Origin of the sequence: Shinella agrisoli (genome assembly GCF_046557955.1) — a bacterium.
Taxonomy (GTDB): domain Bacteria; phylum Pseudomonadota; class Alphaproteobacteria; order Rhizobiales; family Rhizobiaceae; genus Shinella.
In genome coordinates this window covers 21573-44872 of sequence record NZ_JBJIEP010000022.1, presented here as the reverse complement: position 1 = coordinate 44872, position 23300 = coordinate 21573, and the positions used below count along the sequence as shown (strand labels likewise).

25 protein-coding genes are annotated in these 23300 nt (G+C 65.4%); 13 read left to right on the top strand and 12 right to left on the bottom strand.

Going from position 1 to position 23300, the window contains the following annotated elements:
* Positions 1-12: 12 nt before the first annotated feature.
* The gene (locus tag ACIIOY_RS21050) at positions 13-171 is read right to left on the bottom strand and encodes an entericidin domain-containing protein (protein ID WP_411036635.1); all 159 of its coding nucleotides are present in this window, start codon (positions 169-171) and stop codon (positions 13-15) included.
* 17 nt (positions 172-188) lie between these two features.
* On the opposite strand from ACIIOY_RS21050, the gene ACIIOY_RS21045 reads away from it, so the two are divergent.
* From ACIIOY_RS21045 to ACIIOY_RS21010, 8 genes are all read left to right on the top strand, one after another.
* Positions 189-830: a DUF1638 domain-containing protein gene (locus tag ACIIOY_RS21045; RefSeq protein ID WP_411036634.1), complete on the top strand. Its 642-nt coding sequence runs from the start codon at positions 189-191 to the stop codon at positions 828-830.
* 156 nt (positions 831-986) lie between these two features.
* A complete protein-coding gene (locus tag ACIIOY_RS21040) occupies positions 987-1754 on the top strand; it encodes a formyl transferase (protein WP_411036633.1) in 768 nt (255 codons plus the stop codon).
* A gap of 191 nt (positions 1755-1945) precedes the next feature.
* The gene (locus ACIIOY_RS21035) at positions 1946-2248 is read left to right on the top strand and encodes a virulence factor (protein WP_411036632.1); all 303 of its coding nucleotides are present in this window, start codon (positions 1946-1948) and stop codon (positions 2246-2248) included.
* Positions 2241-2828, top strand: a complete 588-nt coding sequence (locus ACIIOY_RS21030) for a methylenetetrahydrofolate reductase C-terminal domain-containing protein (protein WP_411036631.1) — start codon at positions 2241-2243, stop codon at positions 2826-2828. Before ACIIOY_RS21035 ends, ACIIOY_RS21030 begins: the two co-directional genes overlap by 8 nt.
* 3 nt (positions 2829-2831) lie before the next feature.
* Entirely contained in the window at positions 2832-3926 is a 1095-nt protein-coding gene (locus ACIIOY_RS21025; protein ID WP_411036630.1) for a methylenetetrahydrofolate reductase, read from the top strand.
* Positions 3927-4148: 222 nt separating this feature from the next.
* Positions 4149-5111, top strand: a complete 963-nt coding sequence (locus ACIIOY_RS21020; RefSeq protein ID WP_411036629.1) for a methyltetrahydrofolate cobalamin methyltransferase — start codon at positions 4149-4151, stop codon at positions 5109-5111.
* 1 nt (position 5112) lies between these two features.
* The gene (locus ACIIOY_RS21015) at positions 5113-5433 is read left to right on the top strand and encodes a hypothetical protein (RefSeq protein ID WP_411036692.1); all 321 of its coding nucleotides are present in this window, start codon (positions 5113-5115) and stop codon (positions 5431-5433) included.
* 48 nt (positions 5434-5481) lie between these two features.
* Positions 5482-7524, top strand: coding sequence for an ASKHA domain-containing protein (locus ACIIOY_RS21010; RefSeq protein ID WP_411036628.1), 2043 nt, complete (start codon positions 5482-5484; stop codon positions 7522-7524).
* A 27-nt stretch (positions 7525-7551) separates the two neighbouring features.
* Here the strand turns inward: ACIIOY_RS21010 and ACIIOY_RS21005 are convergent, their stop codons facing one another.
* Positions 7552-8469 carry a LysR family transcriptional regulator gene (locus ACIIOY_RS21005; RefSeq protein ID WP_411036627.1) on the bottom strand — a complete coding sequence of 306 codons (918 nt, stop codon included), beginning with the start codon at positions 8467-8469 and terminating at the stop codon, positions 7552-7554.
* A 118-nt stretch (positions 8470-8587) separates the two neighbouring features.
* Between ACIIOY_RS21005 and ACIIOY_RS21000 the strand changes: the two genes are divergently transcribed.
* Together ACIIOY_RS21000 and ACIIOY_RS20995 are read left to right on the top strand one after the other, a co-directional pair.
* Positions 8588-8806 (top strand): hypothetical protein, encoded by a 219-nt coding sequence (locus ACIIOY_RS21000; protein WP_411036626.1) that lies wholly within the window; start codon positions 8588-8590, stop codon positions 8804-8806.
* 105 nt (positions 8807-8911) lie between these two features.
* Positions 8912-9115: a hypothetical protein gene (locus ACIIOY_RS20995; RefSeq protein ID WP_411036625.1), complete on the top strand. Its 204-nt coding sequence runs from the start codon at positions 8912-8914 to the stop codon at positions 9113-9115.
* 88 nt (positions 9116-9203) lie between these two features.
* Here the strand turns inward: ACIIOY_RS20995 and ACIIOY_RS20990 are convergent, their stop codons facing one another.
* Positions 9204-9812 (bottom strand): GNAT family N-acetyltransferase, encoded by a 609-nt coding sequence (locus ACIIOY_RS20990; RefSeq protein WP_411036624.1) that lies wholly within the window; start codon positions 9810-9812, stop codon positions 9204-9206.
* Between the two features lie 298 nt (positions 9813-10110).
* Between ACIIOY_RS20990 and ACIIOY_RS20985 the strand changes: the two genes are divergently transcribed.
* A complete protein-coding gene (locus ACIIOY_RS20985) occupies positions 10111-11118 on the top strand; it encodes a GlxA family transcriptional regulator (protein ID WP_411036623.1) in 1008 nt (335 codons plus the stop codon).
* 38 nt (positions 11119-11156) lie between these two features.
* On the opposite strand, the gene ACIIOY_RS20980 is transcribed toward ACIIOY_RS20985, so the two are convergent.
* The 5 genes from ACIIOY_RS20980 to ACIIOY_RS20960 all read right to left on the bottom strand — a co-directional run bounded on the left by ACIIOY_RS20980 (position 11157) and on the right by ACIIOY_RS20960 (position 17156).
* On the bottom strand, positions 11157-12485 hold the full coding sequence (locus tag ACIIOY_RS20980) for a GGDEF domain-containing response regulator (protein ID WP_411036622.1): 1329 nt from the start codon (positions 12483-12485) through the stop codon (positions 11157-11159).
* Positions 12486-12609: 124 nt separating this feature from the next.
* Positions 12610-13437, bottom strand: coding sequence for a response regulator (locus ACIIOY_RS20975; protein WP_411036621.1), 828 nt, complete (start codon positions 13435-13437; stop codon positions 12610-12612).
* Positions 13438-13613: 176 nt separating this feature from the next.
* Positions 13614-13877 (bottom strand): hypothetical protein, encoded by a 264-nt coding sequence (locus ACIIOY_RS20970; RefSeq protein WP_411036620.1) that lies wholly within the window; start codon positions 13875-13877, stop codon positions 13614-13616.
* Positions 13878-14019: 142 nt separating this feature from the next.
* Complete coding sequence (locus tag ACIIOY_RS20965) at positions 14020-16530, bottom strand: mechanosensitive ion channel family protein (protein ID WP_411036691.1); 2511 nt, start codon at positions 16528-16530, stop codon at positions 14020-14022.
* 68 nt (positions 16531-16598) lie between these two features.
* Complete coding sequence (locus ACIIOY_RS20960) at positions 16599-17156, bottom strand: DUF924 family protein (protein ID WP_411036690.1); 558 nt, start codon at positions 17154-17156, stop codon at positions 16599-16601.
* Between the two features lie 171 nt (positions 17157-17327).
* Between ACIIOY_RS20960 and ACIIOY_RS20955 the strand changes: the two genes are divergently transcribed.
* Entirely contained in the window at positions 17328-17564 is a 237-nt protein-coding gene (locus tag ACIIOY_RS20955) for a hypothetical protein (RefSeq protein ID WP_411036619.1), read from the top strand.
* Positions 17565-18051: 487 nt separating this feature from the next.
* Positions 18052-19950 (top strand): caspase family protein, encoded by a 1899-nt coding sequence (locus ACIIOY_RS20950; protein WP_411036618.1) that lies wholly within the window; start codon positions 18052-18054, stop codon positions 19948-19950.
* Between the two features lie 48 nt (positions 19951-19998).
* Here the strand turns inward: ACIIOY_RS20950 and ACIIOY_RS20945 are convergent, their stop codons facing one another.
* From ACIIOY_RS20945 to ACIIOY_RS20930, 4 genes are all read right to left on the bottom strand, one after another.
* Positions 19999-20418 carry a hypothetical protein gene (locus ACIIOY_RS20945; protein WP_411036617.1) on the bottom strand — a complete coding sequence of 140 codons (420 nt, stop codon included), beginning with the start codon at positions 20416-20418 and terminating at the stop codon, positions 19999-20001.
* Between the two features lie 12 nt (positions 20419-20430).
* Positions 20431-20892 carry a hypothetical protein gene (locus ACIIOY_RS20940; protein ID WP_411036616.1) on the bottom strand — a complete coding sequence of 154 codons (462 nt, stop codon included), beginning with the start codon at positions 20890-20892 and terminating at the stop codon, positions 20431-20433.
* A 211-nt stretch (positions 20893-21103) separates the two neighbouring features.
* Positions 21104-22924, bottom strand: a complete 1821-nt coding sequence (locus ACIIOY_RS20935; RefSeq protein ID WP_411036615.1) for an ABC transporter ATP-binding protein — start codon at positions 22922-22924, stop codon at positions 21104-21106.
* Positions 22925-22995: 71 nt separating this feature from the next.
* Positions 22996-23289, bottom strand: a complete 294-nt coding sequence (locus ACIIOY_RS20930; protein ID WP_411036614.1) for a muconolactone Delta-isomerase — start codon at positions 23287-23289, stop codon at positions 22996-22998.
* Between the last annotated feature and the right edge of the window lie 11 nt (positions 23290-23300).

Sequence of the window (23300 nt, the reverse complement as noted above, 5' to 3'; positions counted from 1 at the left end):
CGGTTGCGATCTTTAGTTTGCGGCTCGTTCAACGCTTCGGCCGGCGTCCTGCGTCGCATCCACGGCATTGGCCGTATCCCGTCCCATGCCGCGAATGGTGTTGCCGCAGGCGCTGAGCGCGAGAAGCGCGGCGAGAACGATGCTGATCTTGGTCAGATGTGTCGCAGTCATGGTCGGAGTCCCTCTACATGGATGTGGTTGACGCAGAACTTCAGCTCGGAAGTCTGACCGGTGAACGCACGAACGCGGAAAAAGTTCGCGTGATCGCATGCGGCGCGATCGCCCGCGAGGTCCTTGCCATCCGGCAGGCGAACGGGCTTGACCATATCGACCTCCTCTGTCTTCCCGCCATCTGGCACGCCCATCCCGAAAAGATCGCCCCCGGCGTGGAAAAGGCGATCGCCGAAGCGCGCGCGGAAGGCTTTTCGCGCATCTTCGTCGGCTATGCCGATTGCGGCACCGGCGGCCTGCTCGACCGCGTCTGCGAGCGCGAGGGGGTCGAGCGCATCGCAGGCCCGCACTGTTATTCCTTCTTCGCCGGGAACGAGGCCTTCGCGGCGAAGGACGACGACGTGACCTCCTTCTTCCTCACCGACTTCCTCGCCCGGCAGTTCCGCGCCTTCGTCATCGAGCCGCTCGGCCTCGACCGCCATCCGCAGCTGAAGGACATGTATTTCGGCAACTACACCAAGCTCGTCTACCTCTCGCAGGTGGAGGACGAAGCCTTGCAGCATAAAGCGAAGGAAGCGGCGGACTATCTGGGCCTTGCCTACGAATACCGCTTCACCGGCTACGGCGACCTGACGGGCGAATTGCTGAAGGCGCGATAGGAAGCGGCTATCTATTTCGGTCTCGCCTTAAGACGGCGATAAGCGCTTCCGGGCAACATTGCGAATCGAGAAGCCCCTTACCCCAACCCTCTCCCCGCCGGCGGGGAGAAGTGGCGGCAGCCGGATGAGGGGCAAGGACGAACGCAAAGGCCACTGATGACGCCCCCGACAATCGCCATCCTCATCCAGCCCGGCCAGAACCCCGAGATCGTCGTCAATGCCGTCAAGGCCGCGTTCCCGAACCTCGTCGTGATCGAGGAGCAGCCCGAATCGAAAGCGCTCTTCATCCGGCGGCGCGCGAAAAAGCTCGGCTGGGTGCAGGCGCTCGGCCAGCTTGCGACCATGGTGGTCTCGAAATACGGCAAGCGCTTCACCGCCGCGCGCGCTCGGGAAATCCTCGAGGAATTCGGCGCAAACCCCGTTCGCGACCCGGCGATCCGCCGCATCGCCGTTCCCTCCGCCAACAGCCCGGACCTTCTGGCCGCGCTCGACGAGATCCGCCCGGCGGCGCTGCTTCTCGTCAGCTGCCGCATGCTGAAGGCGGAAACGCTCTCCGCCATGCCCTGCCCCGTCCTCAACTTCCATGCCGGCATCAACCCGCAATACCGCGGCCTGCAGGGCGGCTACTGGTCCCGCATCCTGTCCGACGAGGAGAATTTCGGGGCGACCGTGCATCTCGTCGATGCGGGGGTGGACACCGGCGGCGTGCTCTATCAGCACAGGCTCAAACCTTCCAAACGCGACACGATGCACACCTATCCGCTGCTCCAGACGGCGGCCTCCACCGGCATCGTCGTCCAGGCGCTCGGCGATGCGGTCTCCGGCCGTCTCAAGCCTTTGAAAATAGCGGCGCCCTCGCGGCAATGGTATCATCCGCCGATCTGGACCTGGCTCTGGAACGGCGTGACCCGCGGCATCTGGTAAATCTTCCCCGCAGTCGAATCCCGCGTCGTTTTTGAGCATGGGGCAGTCGTGGCGAGTGAAGCCCGCGACGCAGCCAGAACGCATTGTCAGCGCTAAAGCAATTCCAGGAAAGTGTGCCACGGTTTTTCCGTCCGGAATTGCGAAGAGAGAGGAAGAGCGTTTGCATGAAACGCTCTTGGAGAATTTTCGACATGGCAGACCGCATCATCGTCTACTGGCGCGACATCCCCGCCCAGGTCATCATCAAGAAGGGCCGCACGAGCGCCAAGCGGGAGCTGTCGCTGCGCTTCACCGAGGCGATCGACATGTGCGCCATGCGCACCGGCGCCGCCGAGACGGACGACTATCTCGCCGAATGGCGCAAGGCCGATCCCGTTCCGGTCTCCGACGACCTGGAGGCGGAAGCCGACAAGGCCGCCGCCGAGCTCGAGGCCGCCTATGACCGTGAACGGCTCGTCGCCCTCGTCAAGGCTGGAGGCCACGAGAATGGCTGATCCGAAACCCGGCAACGCCGCCCCGGCGAAGAAGGCCGCGACCGGCGCCTATACGCCGGCCGGCGTCTCGCCGAGCCGCCGCGCCCGCCACAAATACACGATCCGCCTGTGGGCGGTGCGCCATTCGCGCTTCTTCGAGTGGTTCTACAACCGCTTCGCCCAGGGCTTCCTGCTTTTGCATCCCGTCTGGAAGTTCCTCGGCTACGAGCGCGTGGAACGGCCGATCACCTTCGTCGAGCGCCATGTGAAGGGGTTCCTCTTCGACTGTCGCATGTGCGGCCAGTGCGCGCTGTCGTCCACGGGCATGTCCTGCCCGATGAACTGTCCCAAGCAGCTTCGCAACGGCCCCTGCGGCGGCGTCCGCGCCAACGGCAATTGCGAGGTGGAGCCGGACATGCCCTGCGTCTGGGTCCAGGCCTGGAAGGGTTCCCGGAACATGGTGAAGGGAGACGCCATCATGAACGTGCAGAAGCCGGTGAACCAGTCGCTGCGCGAAACCTCCTCCTGGCTGCGCGTGACGGCCGAAGCCGCCGCAGCGAAGGAAGCGGCCGCGGCAGCCGTCGCCGGAAAGGACGCCTGAGCCATGGCGCATATCGACGAGAACCCGCTCGGCCCTCACCTGCCGCTCGATCCCCTGCCCGGCCATTCCTCGCTCGGGCGCCTTGAGCGCGTGCTGCGGCGCGGCGAGTTCGCCGTCACTGCCGAGCTCAACCCGCCGGACAGCGCGAACCCCGAAGACGTCTACGAGCGGGCCGCGGTCTTCGACGGCTGGGTGGACGGCATCAACGCGGTCGATGCCTCCGGCGCCAACTGCCACATGTCCTCCGTCGGCATCTGCGCGCTTCTGACCCGCATGGGCTACGCGCCGATCATGCAGATCGCCTGCCGCGACAAGAACCGCATCGCCATCCAGGGCGACGTGCTGGGCGCGGCGGCCATGGGCGTGTGCAACATCATGTGCCTGACCGGCGACGGCGTGCAGGCCGGCGACCAGCCGGGCGCAAAGCCGGTCTTCGACCTCGACTGCATGTCGCTGCTCGAAACCGTGCGCATCATGCGCGACAACGCCAAGTTCCTCTCCGGCCGCAAGCTGACGACGCCGCCGAAGGTCTTCCTCGGCGCGGCGATCAACCCCTTCGCGCCGCCCTACGATTTCCGCCCCTACCGCCTCGCCAAGAAGATCGAGGCCGGCGCGCAGTTCGTGCAGAGCCAGTATTGCTTCGACGTGCCGATGTTCCGCGAATACATGAAGAAGGTGCGCGACCTCGGCCTCCATGAGAAGTGCTACATCCTCGTCGGCGTCGGCCCGATGGCCTCGGCCAAGACGGCGAAGTGGATCCGCTCCAACGTGCCGGGCATCCACATCCCGGACGCGGTCATCAAGCGGCTCGAAGGCGCCGAGGACCAGAAGAAGGAAGGCAAGCAGCTCTGCATCGACATCATCAACGAGGTGAAGGAGATCGAAGGCGTTTCCGGCGTCCACGTCATGGCCTACCGCCAGGAGGAATATGTCGCGGAGATCGTGCACGAATCCGGCGTGCTGAAGGGCCGCAAGCCCTGGAAGCGCGAGCCGAACCCGGTCGACCAGCTCGTCGCCGAGCGCATCGAGATGGCGCGCAGCGGCCAGGAACAGGACCAGCAGCAGATGGCCGAAAAAGCCGCCCACCAACCCCATTGATCGGAAAATACATATTGGAGATACCCCCTCATCCGCCTGCCGGCACTTTCTCCCCGCCGGGAGAAGGGAGGAAAACGAGACGTCTCCGTCCCACTTTCTCCCCTCGGGGAGAAGGGGCCCGAAGGGCCGGATGAGGGGTCTCCACTCCAGCCGCCGCCAGCATTGCAACACTGAAAATCACGCTCTAGACCTGATCCAGCGCCCCGCTCCAGAGGACCTTACATGACACGTACCATCGTCGCCTCGGCCACCCGCGAAATCGTCATCGGTTTCGACCAGCCCTTCTGCGTCATCGGCGAACGCATCAACCCGACCGGCCGCAAGAAGCTGGCCGCCGAGATGATCGAAGGCAATTTCGAGACCGTCATCAAGGACGCGCTGGAACAGGTCGCCGCGGGCGCCACGATGCTCGACATCAACGCCGGCGTCACCTCCGTCAACCCGAACGAGACCGAACCGGGCCTGCTCGTCCAGACGCTGGAGATCGTCCAGGGCCTCGTCGACATCCCGCTCGCCATCGACAGTTCCGTGACGGCCGCCATCGAGGCCGGCCTCAAGGTCGCCAAGGGCCGCCCGCTGGTCAACTCCGTCACGGGCGAGGAGGAAAAGCTCGAAGCCATCCTGCCGCTCGTCAAGAAGTACGACGTGCCGGTCGTCGCCATCTCCAACGACGAGACCGGCATCTCGATGGACCCGGACGTGCGCTTCGCCGTCGCCAAGAAGATCGTCGAGCGCGCCATGGACCACGGCATCAAGCCGGAGGACGTCGTGGTCGACCCGCTCGTCATGCCGATCGGGGCGCTGGGCGACGCCGGCCGGCAGGTCTTCACGCTGCTCCGGCGCCTGCGCGAGGAGCTGAAGGTCAACACGACCTGCGGGCTCTCCAACATCTCCTTCGGCCTGCCGCACCGGCACGGCATCAATGCCGGCTTCATCCCCATGGTCATCGGCGCCGGCATGACGTCGGCCATCATGAACCCCTGCCGCCCGCAGGAAATGGAGGCCGTGCGCGCCGCGAACGTGCTGAACGGCACCGACCCGAACTGCACGAACTGGATCATGACCTACCGCGACCACAAGCCGGCCGAGGGCGGCGCGACGGCTGCTGCCGCTTCGGCCCCCGCTGCCGGCGGTCGCCGCGGCGGCCGTGCGGCCCGCGCCGGCGCCGGCGCGGCGCGTGAGTGACATGGCGGGCGGGCGGCAGTTCCGTCGCGACGCCTTCAGCCTGTGGCTGGAGGCGCCGCTGGTCATCGCCATGCGCTGCCACGAGATGCAGATGGCCGCGCTGACGGGCTCGACGCAGAACACTGCCGAGATGACCCGCATGGTCACCGAAAAGATGGCTGCCGCGGCGGAAAGCGCCGTGGCGGCCAATTTTGCCGTTGCGCGCGCCATGATGACGGCGGCATCGCCGGGCGCCGCCGCCCGCGCCGTTTCCGAAGCCGCGCTGAAGCCCTACGGCAAGCGCGTGCGCCGCAACGTGCGGCGTCTCGCCCGCAAGGGCTGAAACAGGAAAGCAAGACCGATGCGCATCGAAGGCGAGAAAGAGACCAACATGACGGAAGCTTCGGCAAAGGAACCGCTGGTCCTCTTCATGCCCTCCGGCAAGCGCGGCCGTTTCCCCGTAGGCACACCCGTGCTCGAAGCCGCGCGCAAGCTCGGCGTCTATGTCGAGAGTGTGTGCGGCGGGCGGGCGACCTGCGGGCGCTGTCAGATCGAGGTGCAGGAAGGCAACTTCGCCAAGCACAAGATCGTCTCCTCGCTCGACCACATCTCGGAGAAGGGGCCGAAGGAGGAGCGCTACGAGAAGGTGCGCGGCCTGCCGGAAGGCCGGCGCCTGTCCTGTTCCGCCCTCATCCTCGGCGACCTCGTCGTGGACGTGCCGCAGGACACCGTCATCAACGCGCAGGTCGTGCGCAAGGCTGCGACGGACCGCGTCATCGAGCGCAACGCCGCCGTCCAGCTCTGCTATGTCGAGGTGGACGAGCCCGACATGCACAAGCCGCTCGGCGACCTCGACCGGCTGAAGGCGATGCTGGAGAAGGACTGGGGCTGGAAGGACCTGCTGGTCGCCCCGCACCTCATCCCGCAGGTGCAGGCAATCCTGCGCAAGGGCAACTGGGGCGTCACCGCCGCCATCCACCGCGACATGGATTCCTCGCGCCCCTTCATCGTCGGCCTCTGGCCCGGCCTCAAGAACGAGGCCTACGGCATTGCCTGCGACATCGGCTCGACGACCATCGCCATGCATCTCGTCTCGCTGCTCTCGGGCCGCATCGTCGCCTCCTCCGGCACGTCGAACCCGCAGATCCGCTTCGGCGAGGACCTGATGAGCCGCGTCTCCTACGTCATGATGAACCCGGACGGCCGCGAGGCGATGACCAGGGCGGTGCGCGAGGCCGTCAACGGCCTCATCGGCAAGGTCTGCGCCGAAGGCGAGGTCGACCGGCACGACATCCTCGACATGGTGTTCGTCGCCAACCCCATCATGCACCATCTCTTCCTCGGCATCGACCCGACGGAGCTCGGCCAGGCGCCTTTCGCGCTCGCCGTATCGGGCGCGCTGCAATATTGGGCGCATGAGCTCGACATCGAGGTGAACCGCGGCGCGCGGCTCTATACGCTGCCCTGCATCGCCGGCCATGTCGGCGCGGACGCGGCGGGCGCGACGCTGGCCGAAGGCCCTTACCGGCAGGACCGCATGATGCTGCTCGTCGACGTTGGCACCAATGCGGAGATCGTGCTCGGCAACAGCAACCGCGTCGTCGCCGCCTCCTCGCCGACAGGCCCCGCCTTCGAGGGTGCGGAGATTTCCTCCGGCCAGCGCGCCGCCCCCGGCGCCATCGAGCGCGTGCGCATCGATCCCTTGACGCTGGAGCCGCGCTTCCGCGTCATCGGCGTCGACAAGTGGTCGGACGAGGAAGGCTTTGCTGAAGCGGCCGCCGGCGTCGGCGTCACCGGCATCTGCGGCTCGGCGATCATCGAGGTGGTCGCGGAGATGTACCTTAGCGGCATCATTTCGGAGGACGGCGTGGTCGACGGCGCGATGGCGGCGAGGAGCCCCCGCATCCTCTCGAACGGCCGCACCTTCTCCTATCTCCTGCACGACGGAGAGCCGCGCATCACGGTGACGCAGAACGACATCCGCGCCATCCAGCTCGCCAAGTCCGCGCTCTACGCCGGCATCAAGCTGCTGATGGAGAAGCAGGGCGTCGACCGCGTCGACACGATCCGCTTCGCCGGCGCCTTCGGCTCCTTCATCGATCCGAAATACGCCATGGTGCTCGGCCTCATCCCGGACTGCGACCTTGCCGAGGTGAAGGCGGTCGGCAACGCCGCCGGCACCGGCGCGCTGATGGCGCTGCTGAACCGCGACCACCGCCGCGAGATCGAGCGGCAAGTCGCCCGCATCGAGAAGATCGAGACGGCCCTGGAGCCGCATTTCCAGCAGCTCTTCGTCAACGCCATGGCGCTGCCCAACAAGGTGGACCCATTCCCCGAGCTGGCGAAGGTGGTGGCGCTGCCGGAACGCAAGGTGCTGTCGGACGACGGCGGCGGCGAAGGCGGCGGGCGGCGGAGACGGCGCAGCCGGGAGTAACTGCCGCTTGCGGCTTCCCTCGCCCCCTCAGCAGGCGACCTGCAGCATGTCCATCGGCCGGCGCTCCATGCGGGCGAAGACGGCGCGGATATAGTCCGCCACGGCCTGCGCCGGCGTTTCGGCCTCCTCGCTGACGACGAGGCCGATGAGGTAATGGCCGAGGTCCGGCAGGCCGTCCTTCTCGCCGAGCGCGACCATGTCCTCGCCGACGAGGAAGCGGGCGAGCGGCGCGACGGCGAGGTCGGCGCGGATCGCGGCGCGCTGGCCCATGTGGTGGGCGCAGAAATAGGCGACGCGGAAATCGCGGCCCGACCGGCTGAGTTCCTCGAGCGCGCGGGCACGCCAGATGCAGCCCTCCTCCCAGACGGAGACCGGAAGCGGGTTCTTCAGATGCGCATTGCCGCAGTTCTTGCCCGCCCAGACGAGCTGCTCCTTCAGCAGGATTTCGCCGGGCACGGGGATCGCGCCGTCCGTCGCATTGAAGATCGCCAGGTCGAGCCGGCGTTCGGCAACGGCGCGGCGCAGATTGGCGCTCGTCTCGATCGACACGTTGACCGCGATCGAGGGATAGGTCTCGGCAAAGCGCCTGAGCACCTCCGGCAGGATGAGCTCGCCGACGTCGTCGGGCGCGCCGAGCCGCACCACGCCGTTCATCTCCGGCATCATGAAGCGGGAAACCGCTTCGTTGCTGAGGGCGATGAGGCGCCGCGCATAGGACAGAAGCACCTCGCCGTGATGGGTCAGCACGACGGAACGCGCATCGCGGCGGAACAAGGTGCAGCCGAGCAGCTCTTCCAGCTTCTTGATCTGCATGGACACCGCCGAGGGCGTGCGATGCACCGTTTCGGCTGCCGTGGTGAAATTTCCCGTCTCGGCGATCGCCACGAAGGTCTTGAGGATATCGAGCTCCAGCAAGGGGAGCGTCTGGCGCATCAGCAGATTCATTTTCCGCCTCCATGGATCAGAAAATCTGAAGCAAAGCGTCACTTCATTTCGTTTGATTGAAAACCGAGACAGGCGGATAGTCAACCTGCAAAGCAATCGAACGTGAGGAAAAAACGCCATGAACACGCAGAAATCGCTCGAAGACGGCGGGAATCTGGCCGTTCTCGCCCGCGGCAACGGATTCTACTATGCAATACGGCGCTTCGTGGGCGACGCCATCGAGGCCCGCCGCAGGCGCAGCGTCGCCCGCCACACGGCCGAGGAACTGGCGCAGCTGCCGGATTACCTGAAGCAGGACATCAACTGGCCGACGATCGCTCAGCATGAAGAACGCTGATCGATCCAATCAAATATATTCGTTTGATTGATGCATGAGGTTGCGGCACAGTCACGATCAAGGTCGCGACCTTTCGAAACCTCCCAAGCTCGAAAGGACCCTGAAATGGCAATCGCATTGGAACATCGTCCGGTCCGGCATGCGGCAGGCAGCCGCGGCACCGGCAGCCCGTCCCGTCTCCTCCATCACGTCTTCGGACGCATCGTGTCCGCCTGGCGGCGCCATCGGGCCGAACGCGAGATCGAAGGCATGTCCTACGACCTGCGCAAGGACATCGGTTTCCGCTCGTGGGACAAGACCACGCGATGACGGATGACTGCAACGGCAACATGCCGAAAGAAGACGACGCCGAACGCCGCCGGAGCTGACCTTCAAAAGTCTCTCCGGCGGTTTTCTTTCAGGGCCGCAGGATCGGCACCTGCGAGGCAGCCGTTTCCGGCAGGACGCCCGTGAGCCGCGGATCGTCGAAGACCTCGATCTGGCGCTTGACCGGCGTGAAGCCCGAACGGATGTAGAAGCCGAGCGCCTGCGGCGAATCCAGCGTGCAGGTGTGCACCCAGAAGCGGCGGATCGGCGCATGGCCATCCCGCGACCAGGCGCGGGCGATCGCCCGGTTCATCAGCCACCGCCCCGTCCCGTTGCCGATCGCCGCCGCCGTCAGGCCGAAGAAGGCGAGTTCGCAGACCCCCTCCTGCCGGAAATCGAGCTCCAGCAGCCCCTCCCCGCGGCCGTCCTTCATCACCGCATAGACCTCGACATCGGGGTGGTGGATGATCGCGGCAAGCTCGCCTTCGGCCATGGCGAGGCGGGAGGCCCAGAGCCAGTCCGCGCCGACACGCCCGTAAAGCTCGCGGTACCAGGCGACATCGGGCCTTTCGACGTGCTCGAGGGCGATGCCCGGCTGCCCGGGATCGGCGCGCCGGTCCGGCGGCGACAGCATTTCAAGGCAGGTCACCACGGCGACGAGCTTTCCGGCAGGCACGTCCGTATATCCATCCGGCAGCATCGATGATCACCCCTCAGAAAATCCGCCCCGTATGTGGCCGGCCCCGCCGGCCTTGTCAAACGGCTGTCTTGGCGCCCATGCCCGAACGGCTTGTCGCAATCGGACGATGCCCGAAAGCGGGTCGCAAATATGCAAGCAATGGACATTCGTCACAATTCCGCCGGAAGGCACTGACATCTCAACGATACGCCGCGCAATTCAGTCGCAACCATCCTTTTGACTGTCGCAAAAATGCTACCGCGGCGGCCGTTCTGCCTGCGACGATTGCGACATCGCGCACCCCAGCATGGACACTCCGATGAACAAGCAAAACGTCAAGAAGCGCTCTCTCGTTTTCTTCCTCGTGCCCAACTTCTCCATGCTGCCCTTCTCGGCGGCGATCGAGACGCTGCGCATCGCCAACCGCATGCTCGGCTACGAGGCCTATACCTGGCGCCTTGCCTCCACGGACGGCCAGCAGGTGCTCTCCTCCAGCGGCATCGGCATAGAGGTGAATTCCTCGCTCGCCGACGAGCGCAAGTATCTCGGCGGCGAGAACCGCCCCTCCATGGTGCTCGTCTGCTCCGGCATCTATGTCGAGGACTTCCACAACAAGTCGGTCAATGCCTGGCTCCGCGAGGTCTACAACCGGGGCATCGCCGTCGGCTCGCTCTGTACCGGCGCCCATGTGCTCGCCCAGGCGGGCCTGCTCACCGGAAAACGCTGCGCGATCCATTGGGAGAACCTGCCCGGCTTTGCGGAGGCCTTCCCGCAGGCGGACGTCTACGCCGACCTCTACGAGATCGACAGCAACATCTATACCTGCGCCGGCGGCACCGCCTCGCTCGACATGATGCTGAACCTGATCGACCAGGATTTCGGCGAGAACCTTGTCAACCGCGTCTGCGAGCAGGCGCTGACCGACCGCGTGCGCGGCCCGCACGACCGCCAGCGCCTGCCGCTGCGCGCACGGCTCGGCGTGCAGAACGCCAAGGTCCTGTCGATCATCGAGCTGATGGAAAAGAACCTCTCCGAGCCGCTGTCGCTGCTGGAGATCGCCGACAGCGCCGATCTCTCGCGCCGCCAGATCGAGCGCCTGTTCCGCCAGGAAATGGGCCGCTCCCCCGCCCGCTACTATCTCGAGATCCGGCTCGACCGCGCGCGCCACCTGCTCGTGCAGTCCTCCATGCCGGTGGTGGAAGTGGCCGTCGCCTGCGGCTTCGTCTCGGCCTCGCACTTCTCCAAATGCTATCGCGAGCTCTACAACCGCTCGCCCCAGCAGGAGCGCGCCGAGCGAAAGCTGACGCTTTCGGCCATCGCCCGCTGACGGGCAGAAGATGAAGGGCTCCCGGCTATGGCGGGGGCTCAGCTCGCCAGCGCGCTCATCAGCGACAGCTCGGAGAAGACGCGGTTCCGCCCGGCATGCTTTGCCATGTAGAGGAACTGGTCGGCGGCGTTGAGATAGTTGTCGAAGGTTTCCCGGCCGGAGATCGCCGCAAGGCCGGCGGAGACGGTGATCGTCAGCGGTTCGCCGTCCGCGACGATCGGCTGGGCCGCCAGTTCGAGGCGCAGCCGCTCGCAGGAATCCAGCGCCTCTTCCAGCGCCAGGCCGTGGAAGATGATGCCGAATTCCTCGCCGCCGAGACGCGCGAGGAGATGGCGGTCGTTGATGCGGTGCTTGAGGCGCCGCGAGACGGCCTTCAGCACGATGTCGCCGACCTCGTGGCCGTAGGTATCGTTGAGGCGCTTGAAGTGATCGATGTCGAGGATGGCGATCGACATCGACTCGCCCCGGCGCAGGGCCTGCTCGACGAGCCGCGGCCCGGCCTCGAAGAAGTAGCGGCGGTTATAGATATCCGTCAGATAGTCCCGCGCGGCGATGCGGTGCAGCGACTGCACGCGCTTCTGGATCGCCGCGACGTGGAAGATGCGGCTGTTGAACTCCTCGATGAGGAACGGCTTCTGGATGTACTCGTCGCCGCCGGCCCGCAGGAAACGCGCGGCGACCATGCGGTCTTCCGATTTCGACAGGCCGACGACACGCACGGCATCATCGCCGTGCCGCTGGCGGATTTCGTTGAGCAGCGCAAAGCCGTCCATGTCGACAAGGTCGAGGTCGCAGACCACCATGTCGATCCCGCCGTGGGTATCGAGCGCCTCGAGCGCGGCCGCCCCGCTTTCGACGGCGACGATCTGGAAGCGCTGCTTGGCGATCAGGCTCATCTGCTGTTGCAGGCTCTCGGGATCCGAATCGACGACGAGCACCTGCGTCTTGCCGCTCGTCAGGATGCGGTCGACGGCGAGGACAAGCTGCTGGATCGCCGCGGGGCTGTCCTTGACGACGTAGTCGAGCACGTTCTTGGCGAGGATCTGGTCGCGGGTCGCGTCGCTGAACGAACCGGTGAAGACCAGCGGGGCGATGCCCTTGGAAATCACGTAGTCGAGCGCTTCGCAGTTCGGCGCGTCGGGCAGGTTGAGGTCGAGGACGGCAAGGGCGAATTCCGGCGCGTCCGACTGGAAGATCGCCCGGACCGCCGCCATGCTCGGGCAATGGGTGACGGAAAGGCCGAGCTCCTTCTCCAGCCGGTACGTGAGCGCCGTGGAGAACATGCGCGAATCCTCCACGAGCAGCACCTGCTGGCCGGAGTGGCGCAGAAATGCAGGCCCTCGCTGCGGATTTGGATCCACTCCCACGTCGTCCGGTACCCTAGATGATGTCTCGTCCTATACCCATTACAAACCAGCGGTTTTACTAAGTGGTTAATCCGCCAAGAAATATCTCACGCTACGTAAGGGACAGATCTGGGTGGACCGCCCTTCACGCGCTCAGGCGCTGATGGGCCGTCCTGATCTGCGTCAGCGTGTCGAGGTTCTGGTTCACGCGGCAGTAGAACTCCTCGTCGATGAAGGGGCGCATGATGAAATCGTTGCCGCCCGCCTTGAGGAAACGGGCGGAAAGCAGCCGGTCCGTCGAGGAGGAGATGCCGATGATGCGCAGCTGGTGCGAGCCCGTCGTGCCGCGGATGCGCCGCGTCAGCTCGAAGCCGTCGATATCCGGCATGTTGTAGTCGGTGATCATCAGTCCGATGTCCGGGTTCGCCTTGAGCAGCGAAAGGGCCCCCGCCCCGTTCTCTGCCGTGCTGACGCGGAAGTTGTAGCGCTTGAGGCGCGTCGAAAGCAGCGCGCGGGCCGTCGCGCTGTCGTCGACGATCAGCACGTGGTGCTGGTGGTTGGTCAGGAAGCGGCAGACCGACTCCGCCAGCATGTCGATCGCGAAGATATTGTCCTTGATAATGTAGTCGACGATCTCCTTCGAGAGGAGCTGGTCGCGCGTCGTCTGCTGGAACGTGCCGGTGAAGACGATCGTCGGGATGGAGAGGTCGATCAGGTAGTTCAGTGCCTCGCCGTTCTCCGCGCCCGGCAGGTTGATGTTCGAGATCGCCAAAGTGATCTTCTCGCTGGACTTGTCGTAGGCCAGCTCCAGCTCCTCGAAGCTGCGGCAGATCTCGACGGTGATGCCGAAAAGCTCCTTCAGCCGTTTCGATATCATGGACGTGAAGACGTTCGAATCCTCGGCGACAAGAATGCGGTGATGCGAGAGAGACGCGCCGGAATACTGCATTCCGGAAATGCCGATGAACGCCATGACCTGCCTTCGTAATATGGATTTTCCCCAGCTTAATGGGTAGCCGCAACCCTTTGCGAAAGCGTTAAGTTTAGAGGGCATGAAAACATGATGGGCGGCATCTCGCGAGCGGCCTGCGCGCAAGGTAAAACGGCGCGGTGCTCTGCCGCGCCGCCCGGAAAACCGTCCTTGGAGGGTTACTTGACCGAGGCCGAACCGCCGACGATATCGACGTCCTCGCCGCCGTCGAGCGCGATGCGGTCGCCGTTCGGCAGGGTGACGAAACAGCCGGAGGGGCAGATGGTTTCGGTCGAGCCGGGCTCCAGCGCGATCTCCACGCGGCTGCCGCCTTCGACGATGATGAGCACCTGCGTATCGGCGTCCCTGTTGGTGACCGAGGCGGCCATGGCCGGAGCGGACATCGCGGCCGACACCAGCAGCATCAGGATCATTCGGTTCATCTTCGCCCGGCGTCGCGCCGCCCCTCTACACAAGCCCTGGAGGAACACTATCGCTCCTCGATCGGATTTGCATGTGTTTTATGCCGGAACGGCTGAATGCAACGTGAATGCGGCGTTCATGTGCCGGAAATCGGGCGGGCGGTCAGGCCTCGGGCGCCTGCGAGGCCGGCTTGCGCCGCCGTCCCCCCGACGAGCGGACCTTCTCCGCCGCCTCGTCGAGAAGGGCGGAAAGAAGCTCCGCGCCTTCCGGCGAGATCTTGACGGGGACTTCGGGTGCCGCGGGCCCGCCGATGGCGATTTCCTCTTCGCGGAAGCGCTCCAGGATCGCCGCGCGCAGCTCCGACTTCACCCCGGTTCCGTTGAGGATATCCGCCAGGAAGGCCCGGATCTCGAAATCGAGCGTCGAGGAGGAGAACGCCTTGAAGACGACCACCGGCTCCGGATTGCGCAACAGGCCCTGCTGCGCGCGCAGCACCTCCAGGAGGATCTCGGACACCCGGCGCGGATCGTTGCCGGCATGGACGCTGAGCTCCAGTTCGACGCGGCCCAGCTTGTTGCGGTGGGTCCAGTTGCCGACCTGGCCGTTGATGAGCAGCGAGTTGGGCACGATCACCGTCTGGCGCTGGAAGGTCTCGATCTCGGTGGCGCGCACGGAGATGCGGCGCACGAAGCCCTCCGTCGTTCCCGCCACCACCCAGTCGCCCACCTTGAACGGCCGCTCGGCGAGCAGGATGAGGCCCGAAACGAAGTTCGAGACGATGTTCTGGAGGCCGAAACCGATACCGAGCGAGAGGGCGCCGGCAACGAGCGCAAGACTCGAAAGGTTGATGCCGGCCGCCGATATGCCGACGAGCCCGGCGAGCGCCACCCCGGCATAGCCGACCGCCGTGCGCACCGAGTTGCGCACGCCGGTATCGACCTGGCTGCGCGCCAGCACATTGCCGTCCACCCACTTCTGGAACCAGCGCGTGACGACGAGGCCGACGACGAAAAGCACGATGCCCGCCAGGATCCCGACCAGCGAGATGGTGATGCTGCCGATGCGGATCTCCGTGAAGATGCGGTAGGCCCAGGACTCGATGTCGGCGACCTGGAAGCCCCATTGCAGGAGGATGAGCGGCACGAAGCAGACGAAGATCAGGAGATAGATGGCGAGTCCCGCCGCGAGCCCGATCTGGTCGAGCGCGACCTGGCTGAGGCCGAAACGTTCCTCCAGCCGCTTGCCGACGGCCGTTTCCGCAAAGGCGTTCGGTGCCGAGACCGCGCGCCCGGACAGGAAGCCGATATACATGGTCACCACGACCGCGCCCGTCACCACGATCTGGGTCGCGACGAAGCGCGCCATGCCGACATAGCCGAGCAGCGACGCGAAGATGAGGCCGAGGCCTGTCAATATGAGCAGGACGAAGATCGACCGCGGCCACGGACGCCCTCCCGAATCCGGCGTCTCGCCCTTGTGCAGCACGGGCTTGATGAAGGCCGTCACGACGAGCAGCGCGCCGATGATGATGGAGGCGAAGAAGCTCTTGACGACGGTGAGCACGACCGGCGACCCCAATACCTCGCTGATCGTGCCGAGGAAGTAGTCGGCACCGTTGACGATCGCCATGCTGAAGATCAGGAGCCACAGGAGCTGTGCGCCGCGATCGGAAACCCGCACCAGCCGCCAGTGCCCGTCACCCGGCGAAAGCACAGCATTGGCAAGCTGCGCGACGAAATAGCCCGCCACGACCACCCCGAGCGCTATCGCCACGATCGGCGCGATATCGGGGCGCAAGACCTTGAACGCGTCGAGGAAGAAATAGCTCGCCCCCGCGAAGGCCCCCGCCGCCATCGTCGGCAGGACCGTCGACCAGAAGGCGACAGACAGGCGCGTGATGTAGTGCGGCTTCTCCTCGCGCGCGGCGCGCGTGATGTAGGGCGAGAAGAGCCGGTAGCTGCCGGACAGCAGCACGAGGGCCGCCATCAGCGACAGGGCGACGGCGCCAAGCAGCGGCATCCGCTTGAATTTCCATACGAACTGCAGCCAAGCCGACACGGTGCGGCCAAGCGTCTGCGTCTCCGCATCGAGTGCGGCGGAGGCTTCCGTGAAGAGGGCCGAGTTGATCTCGGTGCGCTTGAGAATGGCGTCGGTGAAGAGCTGCCGGCGGATTTCGGTGATGCGGTTCGAGAGCTTGGTCGCCTCGATCGAGAGGTTTTCCGCCTCCCCCGTCAGCGCGTTGATCTCGTTCCGCTCGGCGGCAAGCTTCTTGCGCTCCTCGACGACCACGTCGGCCTCGGCGGGCGCCCCTTCCGCCGGCGGATCGCCAAGTTCGGCCTGCCGCGCCTTGATTGCCTCCAGCCGCGGACGCGTCGCCACCGAGATCGCAAGGATCGACCGGTTCAGCGCCTCGGCCTCCACCTTCAATTCGACGAGGCGCGCGTCGTCGTCCCGATTCCTGTCGACCCGCTCGCGGATGGCGTCGAGCTGCGCGCCGGCCCGGTCGAGATCGGCATTCGCCTGCTGGAGCTGCGCCGTCGTGTCGGAAACGGGCGCTTCCGCCGTTTGCGCCAGGACGGGCGATGCCGCCAGCAGGACAATCGCAAGAAGGATAGAGAGAAGACGGGAAATCGGCACCAGGCCATCCTCGTTGGACAGAGACAGACGACGCATCGCAGCCATGCGATTGCGCACTCTTCTAGCCATGATTGCGGCCATTTTAAACCGGATCGCGCTCGCGGCTAGAATCCGGCGCCGGGTTCCGCAAGATAGGCCTCCTCCGCGGGCGTCGAAACGCGGCCGAGGAAGGCATTGCGATGCGGGAAGCGGCCATACTCGGCGACGACGTCACGATGCCGCACGGCATAGTCCAGATACATCTCGTCGCCATGCGCCTCGAAAAGCGAGACGGAAAGGTCCTGGTCCGCCAGTTCCTCGGAATGCTCGAAGGGCATGTAGAAGAAGTGGCGGCGGCCGTAGTCCACCAGCTTGTCCGCCCCGACCTCCAGCGCCAGCCGCGCCTCGCGCCGGGCGATCCAGTCCGTGGCGAAGGCCATGGGCGAAGCGCGGTACATGTTTCGGGGAAACTGGTCGAGCACGATGATCGCCGCCAGCCGCGCGTCGGGCGTCGCCCGCCATTCCGGCGTCACCGCGCGCGACAGGGCGAGGTGCGTCGCGGCGAACCGCTCGCGGACGCGGGCATCGAGTTCCGGCGTGGATTGCCACCAATCCTTCGCCGTCAGCGTCTCGCACCAATAGCCCACGACCTCTTCCGGCCGCCTGATATTGCCGTCGTCCATACTCATGCCTCCTTCGTCTCAGCGGAATATGGCGGCACGGAAAAACGTTGCAAGAGGCGCCAGCGGAAAGCGCCTTGTGAAAGATTCGGCAAAAATCGCGAGACGCGGGAATAAGGCCGCCTCATCCCCGTTCTTCCAAAGGTCACGAACCCCAAGGAACAGGAGATGACAATGAAACGCTTCCTCGTCCTCAGCCTCGCGGGCATGCTCGCCGCCTTTGCCGCTCCGCCGGCTCCGGCCTTCGCCTCCGAACCGCTGGTATCGAAATCCTATCTGATCCTGATCGATGACGACGACGACGATGACGACGACCGCCGCCGCTACTTCCATCGCTATGACGACGATGACGATCGCAGGAGCTACCGCAGGTATTACCGCGACGATGACGATGATGACGACGATGACTGATGTTCCTGCCGAATGAAAATCGCCGGCCTCGGAAAGCCCCTCTCCCCGGCCATTCCCGGGCGGGGCCGGATGCCGGCGCGCAAAGCGGGCCCGCGCCTGTCATGCCTCGAATTTTGCGCATTGCGCGTTACAGTGCGGCCATGGACAAGTCAGGCCTTCTATTCGTGATACTGCTCGGCGCCTTGATCGCTCTCGTGGTCAGCATTCTTCTCATAGAAAACGAGCCAGCCACCCAACCGGACGACGGATCGCTGATCCCGCCCCCCGCGGTGGACCAGACGCCGTAGAAGCGATCGGCGAGCCGGCCAGGCGATTCGGTACGCGGACGAACCGTGCCAGCGATCCTGCCGCGGTTCCTGCGAATCGGCTCGGGATGGCCGGACATCGCCCTCATTGAAACGGGAAAATAAAAGCCGCTCCCCGCACGTTTCCCCGTCATCGGAAGTGACACGCAACAGCTTATGCTTCTCTTATCCCGGGGGGTTGAATGCGCCTCAAGACAGCCTGTGGGACCGCGCTCCTTTGCGCATTTTACGCCGTCGCGGACGCGCACGCCGATACGGTCTCGAACCTCGCCGCTTGTGCCGACGAACGGGTCAAGACGGCGATGCTGCCTTTGGAGCAGCTGACGGCCGCGGAAGCGTCGTGCAGCCGTGTGCTGGAAGGTGCGGCAAGCGAGCCGGACAGACAGAAAGCCGCGTTCTTCCGCGGCCTCATGCGCTTCCTGCAAGTGATGCAGCAGGGCATGGCGCTGGGCACGGAACCGGACGGCTCGATGTCGGAATACAAGCCTCCGACAAAGCAGGACGTAACGGCGGCGCTTTCCGATATCGAGACGGCAATCAGGCTGGAAGGTCCCTTGAAAGGGGAGGCCCTTGCCCTCCGGGTCACGATAAACCAGGCCGTTGGAGAGACGGCCGACATTGCCGGCGATATCGAGGCAACGATGCGTGATGCGCCCGAAAACGCGACGCCCTTCGTGCAAAGGGCATTGGAAGCCGAGCGACGAGGCGACCTCGGTGCAGCGTTGGCGGACCTCGACCGGGCCATCGAGCTCGATGCACGCTCCGGGCCGGCGCTGACTGCCCGCGCGCTTCTGCTGCGGCGGGTGGGACATCTCGCCAAAGCGCGTGAGGACCTGGTGGCGGCGATCGCGCTCGGCTCGCCCTTCCGACGGTTTGCGCTCATACAGAAATCGCAGATCGAGGCACGGACAGGCGACCTGCGCGCCTCCTTCGAGGATATGCTCGCGGCCGCTCGTGAGACCGGCGACATGTCGGCCGAGGATGCGAAGGCGATGAATGTCGACCTCCTGATCCGTGCCGGCGACCTCGCGCTCGATAGCCTGAAGGACCCCGGCACGGCCGAGACCCTCTTCAACGAGGCGGCAAAACTCTCGCCCGGCGACTGGCGCTGGCGGTTGGGTCTCGGGCGGTCCGCAGAAGCGCGCGGCGACAAGGAAAAGGCCATCGAAATCTACAGGCAGATCCTCGAAGGCACCCGATCGACCCCGAACCTGCTGGAGCGAAACGATGCCGCGTGGCGGCTGAAGCGGTTGACGCAGGGCATCCTGCAACGACGCGCCGGAGAATTCGTGCCGGGCTTCGAGTTCGGCGTCACGCCGGAAAATCCCTCGCCCGATGGATTGAAGCGGCTCGCCTTCGTCATCGGCTCCAGCAACTATACCGAACTGTCGCGCCTGCCCAATGCCCGGCGCGACGCCACGGTGCTCGCGAACCGGTTGGCCGACATGGGATTCGACGAGGTCGAGATCGCCGAGGACGTCGGCCGCGAGAATCTCGCCGGCCTGCCGTCCTACATCGCCCGCCGCGCGGCCGAAGCCGACATCGTGGTCGTGTTCTATGCCGGCCACGGCATCGAGACCGGCGGCGTCAACTATCTCATTCCGGTGGATGCAACGCTGGAGAACGAGGTGGAAATGCAAACGATCGGACTGGCGGCGCAGGAACTGACGGCGGCGGCGAGCAAGGCGAGACGAGGCGCGCTCGTCATCATCGATGCCTGCCGCGACGACCCCTTCGTCGAGGCGAAAACGGTCGCGGCATCGCGGGGTCTTGCCCGTCCGTCGCGCGACCCGGTGCCTGAAAGGATGCATATGGGCCTCGCCGTCTCTCCCGTGCCGCCGCTGAACAGCGTGGTCCTCCATTCCACCCAGCCCGGGCAGACGGCCGCCGATGGCGAGGCGTTGGACAGCCCGTTCGTGATCGCGCTGCTTCAGACCCTCTCGACACCCGGTCTTTCCTTGAACGAGGTCGTGCGGGAGACGGCTGCGCGCGTTTCGGAACTGACAAACGGCAAGCAGCTCCCCGCTGCCTATGGCGACGTCGCCGCCATCCGCATCCTGCCCGACGGCGCGCAGCAATAGCCTTCGGTGGCCGGCCTGCAACGGCAGCCACCCGGAGGCGGCGGCCGTTCACTCGTCGCTCGACGCGTGAACGGCCGCAATGGTCGCGTCGAACATCATCGAGGAGCCGACATGCCAGGCGGTGAAGGGAAGCCCCAGCCTGCCCTGCATCGTCACCTCTTTCCCGACGACCTCGCTCCAGCCGGCGGCTTCGCCGTCCTTCGGCGCCAGGTGGACATCCCGGAGGACGACATCCTCGGGCTCGCCGTCCACGCCCTCGATGGAAACGCATGCGCCGCCCTCGATGAAGACGACGAAGGCGCGGATAGGTGTTCCATCCGGGTGTCTGGTTTCGACAATCCGCATCTGGCCGGTGACGGTTGTCGGTGCGGGCGAGCAGTCGTTCGCATGGGCCGGCGAAAATCCCGCAAGCGCCGCGCAGCCGAGATACGCCAACCCTGCAAGCGTGCCGCCCTTCCCGTCTGGCATCCGTCGCATCGTCTAGCCGGCCTTCCGATAGGTGAACGGCCATACGGGAGCGGCATCCTCGTCCGGTAATTCGCCCATCGCGCCGGGAACGCATGCGCCGATCGATGTCAACGCGCCGTCGACGCTGCGCTGGAACGGATGCATCGACAGGCCGAGGTCTATGCGATAGACTTCGTTCTGTTCCGCATTACGTGCCACGAAGATTTTCCTATCCGCGTCCTGCCGGTCCAGCTTGCCGGTGTAGGTGATAAACCGGTCGCCACCTTGGGCATGCTCCTGCAACTCTCCGGTTTCGGTATCAATCCAAAACAGCACCGGGTTGCCCAGGTCCTTGTCGGCTGCGGATATCGTGAGGGGACCCGGCGTGCCTATTTCTTCCGCGACGGCCACAGGCGCACAGACCAGCACCTCCGCGTGAGCCGGCAAGGCAGGATAGAAAGCGACGGCAATCATCATGCGGACAAAACGCGACATGCAGGGCCCCTGCTGAGCATGACTGAGACGATCGGAATCCGACAATGCTTGCCGTGCAGTCTATCAGGGACCAGCCCGGCGGCAATGGCTCCGACCTGAAAATGGCACCGGCTGCCCATCATGCATCGGCCATATCGTCGGAATCTGCCGTTATTCTGCCAAAACGCCCGGCTGCCAAATCTTCGATCATCTCCGCTGTCGGCGCCCGGGGCTAAACCTGGACGAAATGCCGCTCCGAGACCTCATGGTAGCTGCGCCTGGGCGGGGTGTAGCCGAGGGGACGGACGGGGCTTCTCGTCTCATCGGTGGAAAGGCACCGCCGGATGGTGCGCCGGGCGGGATCGGGTATCGGGACGGCGGCCATCAGCTTCTTCGTGTAGGGATGCTGCGGATTTTCGAACACTTCCCGCCGCGGGCCGATCTCGACGATCTCGCCGAGATACATCACCGCCACCCGGTGGCTGACCCGCTCCACCACGGCCATGTCGTGGCTGATGAAGAGATAGGCGAGGTTGAAGCCCTGCTGGAGGTCGAGGAGGAGATTACACACCTGCGCCTTGACCGAGACGTCGAGCGCCGACACCGCCTCATCGGCGATGATCACCTTCGGATCGAGCATCAGCGAGCGTGCGATCGCGATGCGCTGGCGCTGGCCGCCGGAGAATTCGTGCGGGAAGCGCCGCATCATGTCCGGGTCGAGACCGACGCGCTCCAGCAAATCGGCCGCCTTGTCCCGCGCCTGCTGCGCGGTGCCGAGGCCGTGCTCGATGAACGGCTCCATGACGGCCGCGCCCACCGTCATGCGGGGGTCGAGGCTGGCGAACGGATCCTGGAACACCATCTGGACGCTGCGCCGCATCCTGCGCAGCGCGCGGCGGTCGAGGCCCATCACATCATGGCCGCCGAGCAAGACCGCCCCGCCTGTCGGCTCGACCAGCCGTATGATCGAGCGCCCCGTCGTCGACTTGCCGCAGCCCGATTCGCCGACGAGCGACAGCGTCTCTCCGGCTTTCAGGTCGAAGGAGACGTCCTCCACCGCATGCACCGCACCGCTCTTGCGGCCGAAAAGGCCCGAGCGGATGTCGAAGCGCGTCGTCAGGTTCTTCACCTCCAGAACGGGCCGCTCGGCGGCGGCGGGCACCGGCCCTTCGCTCTCCGCCCGGCGCGTCTCGCCGGTCACGATGTCGATCAACGGGAAACGCATGGGCCGGGGACGCCCCGCCATGGAGCCGAGGCGCGGAACCGCCGAGAGCAGCGCCCGCGTATAGGGATGCCTGCCGCGGCTGAAGATATCCTCGGTCGCCCCCGTTTCCACCGCATCGCCGCGGAGCATCACGATCGTCCGGTCGGCGACTTCTGCCACCACGCCCATGTCGTGCGTGATGAAAAGCACCGCCATGCCCTCCTCTTCCTGCAGCGTCTTGATGAGGTCGAGGATCTGGCCCTGGATCGTCACGTCGAGCGCCGTCGTCGGCTCGTCCGCGATCAGCAGCCTTGGCTTCGAGGCGAGCGCCATGGCGATCATCACGCGCTGGCGCATGCCGCCGGAAAACTGGTGCGGGTAATCGTCGAAGCGGCCCTTGGCGTTTGGAATGCGCACCTTTTCCAGAAGCCGGATCACCTCCGCCCGCGCCTCGCTTCGGGAAAGGGCACGATGGCAGGTGATCGCCTCGGCGATCTGCTTGCCGATCGGGAAGATCGGGTTGAGCGAGGTCATCGGCTCCTGGAAGATCATCGCGATGTCGTTGCCGCGGACCTTGCGCATCTCCTCCTCGCCGAGCCTCAGCAGGTCGCGGCCGCCGAGCGAGACCGTGCCTTCGATCCGGCTCGAATATTTCGGAAGCAGCCGCATGATCGAGAGGGACGTCACGCTCTTGCCGGATCCGGACTCGCCGACGATCGCCACCGTTTCGCGCGGGGCGATCGAGAAGGAGAGATTGCGGACGACCGGCTTCCATTGGTCGCCCGCCCTGAACGAGGTCGTGAGATCGCCGACGGACAGGACCGGCGGCTGGGCGGAACGTGTGTCCATCCTGTTTTCCCTCCTGGAGCAGCCGAAGCCAGGCGCTTCGGGGATCGGACAATGCGGCAAACGGAAATGCGCTAGGCGGCGGTGTGGATCGGATCGACCGGATGCTTGGCCAGCGGAAGCACGTCGATATCGTACATCCAGGGATTGGCCGGCAGGCTGGTGATGATCTCGTGCAGCTGCGTTGCATCCGCCGCACGCCACAGGCCCCAGTTCTCGAAGCGGCAGGGCACACGCCACATGCGGACAAGATGGCCCTCCTTGATGAGCTCGGCGGCGTGGGCGCGCTCGTCGCGGATCACCTTCTCTTTCAGTTCGGGATCCATGTCGTCAGACCAGCGAAGCTTGATGTTGACCAGAAATTCCATTGCGTGTTCCC

Coding starts and splice junctions, on each gene's coding strand:
- ACIIOY_RS20985 (WP_411036623.1), top strand. CDS start 10,111: ATGAACAAGCAAAACGTCAAGAAGCGCTCTCTCGTTTTCTTCCTCGTG.
- ACIIOY_RS21000 (WP_411036626.1), top strand. CDS start 8,588: ATGAACACGCAGAAATCGCTCGAAGACGGCGGGAATCTGGCCGTTCTC.
- ACIIOY_RS21040 (WP_411036633.1), top strand. CDS start 987: ATGACGCCCCCGACAATCGCCATCCTCATCCAGCCCGGCCAGAACCCC.
- ACIIOY_RS20965 (WP_411036691.1), bottom strand. CDS start 16,530: ATGCGTCGTCTGTCTCTGTCCAACGAGGATGGCCTGGTGCCGATTTCC.
- ACIIOY_RS20975 (WP_411036621.1), bottom strand. CDS start 13,437: ATGGCGTTCATCGGCATTTCCGGAATGCAGTATTCCGGCGCGTCTCTC.
- ACIIOY_RS20960 (WP_411036690.1), bottom strand. CDS start 17,156: ATGGACGACGGCAATATCAGGCGGCCGGAAGAGGTCGTGGGCTATTGG.
- ACIIOY_RS21045 (WP_411036634.1), top strand. CDS start 189: ATGGATGTGGTTGACGCAGAACTTCAGCTCGGAAGTCTGACCGGTGAA.
- ACIIOY_RS21025 (WP_411036630.1), top strand. CDS start 2,832: ATGGCGCATATCGACGAGAACCCGCTCGGCCCTCACCTGCCGCTCGAT.
- ACIIOY_RS20945 (WP_411036617.1), bottom strand. CDS start 20,418: ATGCCAGACGGGAAGGGCGGCACGCTTGCAGGGTTGGCGTATCTCGGC.
- ACIIOY_RS21005 (WP_411036627.1), bottom strand. CDS start 8,469: ATGAATCTGCTGATGCGCCAGACGCTCCCCTTGCTGGAGCTCGATATC.
- ACIIOY_RS21020 (WP_411036629.1), top strand. CDS start 4,149: ATGACACGTACCATCGTCGCCTCGGCCACCCGCGAAATCGTCATCGGT.
- ACIIOY_RS20930 (WP_411036614.1), bottom strand. CDS start 23,289: ATGGAATTTCTGGTCAACATCAAGCTTCGCTGGTCTGACGACATGGAT.
- ACIIOY_RS20940 (WP_411036616.1), bottom strand. CDS start 20,892: ATGTCGCGTTTTGTCCGCATGATGATTGCCGTCGCTTTCTATCCTGCC.
- ACIIOY_RS20950 (WP_411036618.1), top strand. CDS start 18,052: ATGCGCCTCAAGACAGCCTGTGGGACCGCGCTCCTTTGCGCATTTTAC.
- ACIIOY_RS20935 (WP_411036615.1), bottom strand. CDS start 22,924: ATGGACACACGTTCCGCCCAGCCGCCGGTCCTGTCCGTCGGCGATCTC.
- ACIIOY_RS20970 (WP_411036620.1), bottom strand. CDS start 13,877: ATGAACCGAATGATCCTGATGCTGCTGGTGTCGGCCGCGATGTCCGCT.
- ACIIOY_RS21050 (WP_411036635.1), bottom strand. CDS start 171: ATGACTGCGACACATCTGACCAAGATCAGCATCGTTCTCGCCGCGCTT.
- ACIIOY_RS20955 (WP_411036619.1), top strand. CDS start 17,328: ATGAAACGCTTCCTCGTCCTCAGCCTCGCGGGCATGCTCGCCGCCTTT.
- ACIIOY_RS21015 (WP_411036692.1), top strand. CDS start 5,113: ATGGCGGGCGGGCGGCAGTTCCGTCGCGACGCCTTCAGCCTGTGGCTG.
- ACIIOY_RS20990 (WP_411036624.1), bottom strand. CDS start 9,812: ATGCTGCCGGATGGATATACGGACGTGCCTGCCGGAAAGCTCGTCGCC.
- ACIIOY_RS20995 (WP_411036625.1), top strand. CDS start 8,912: ATGGCAATCGCATTGGAACATCGTCCGGTCCGGCATGCGGCAGGCAGC.
- ACIIOY_RS21010 (WP_411036628.1), top strand. CDS start 5,482: ATGACGGAAGCTTCGGCAAAGGAACCGCTGGTCCTCTTCATGCCCTCC.
- ACIIOY_RS21030 (WP_411036631.1), top strand. CDS start 2,241: ATGGCTGATCCGAAACCCGGCAACGCCGCCCCGGCGAAGAAGGCCGCG.
- ACIIOY_RS21035 (WP_411036632.1), top strand. CDS start 1,946: ATGGCAGACCGCATCATCGTCTACTGGCGCGACATCCCCGCCCAGGTC.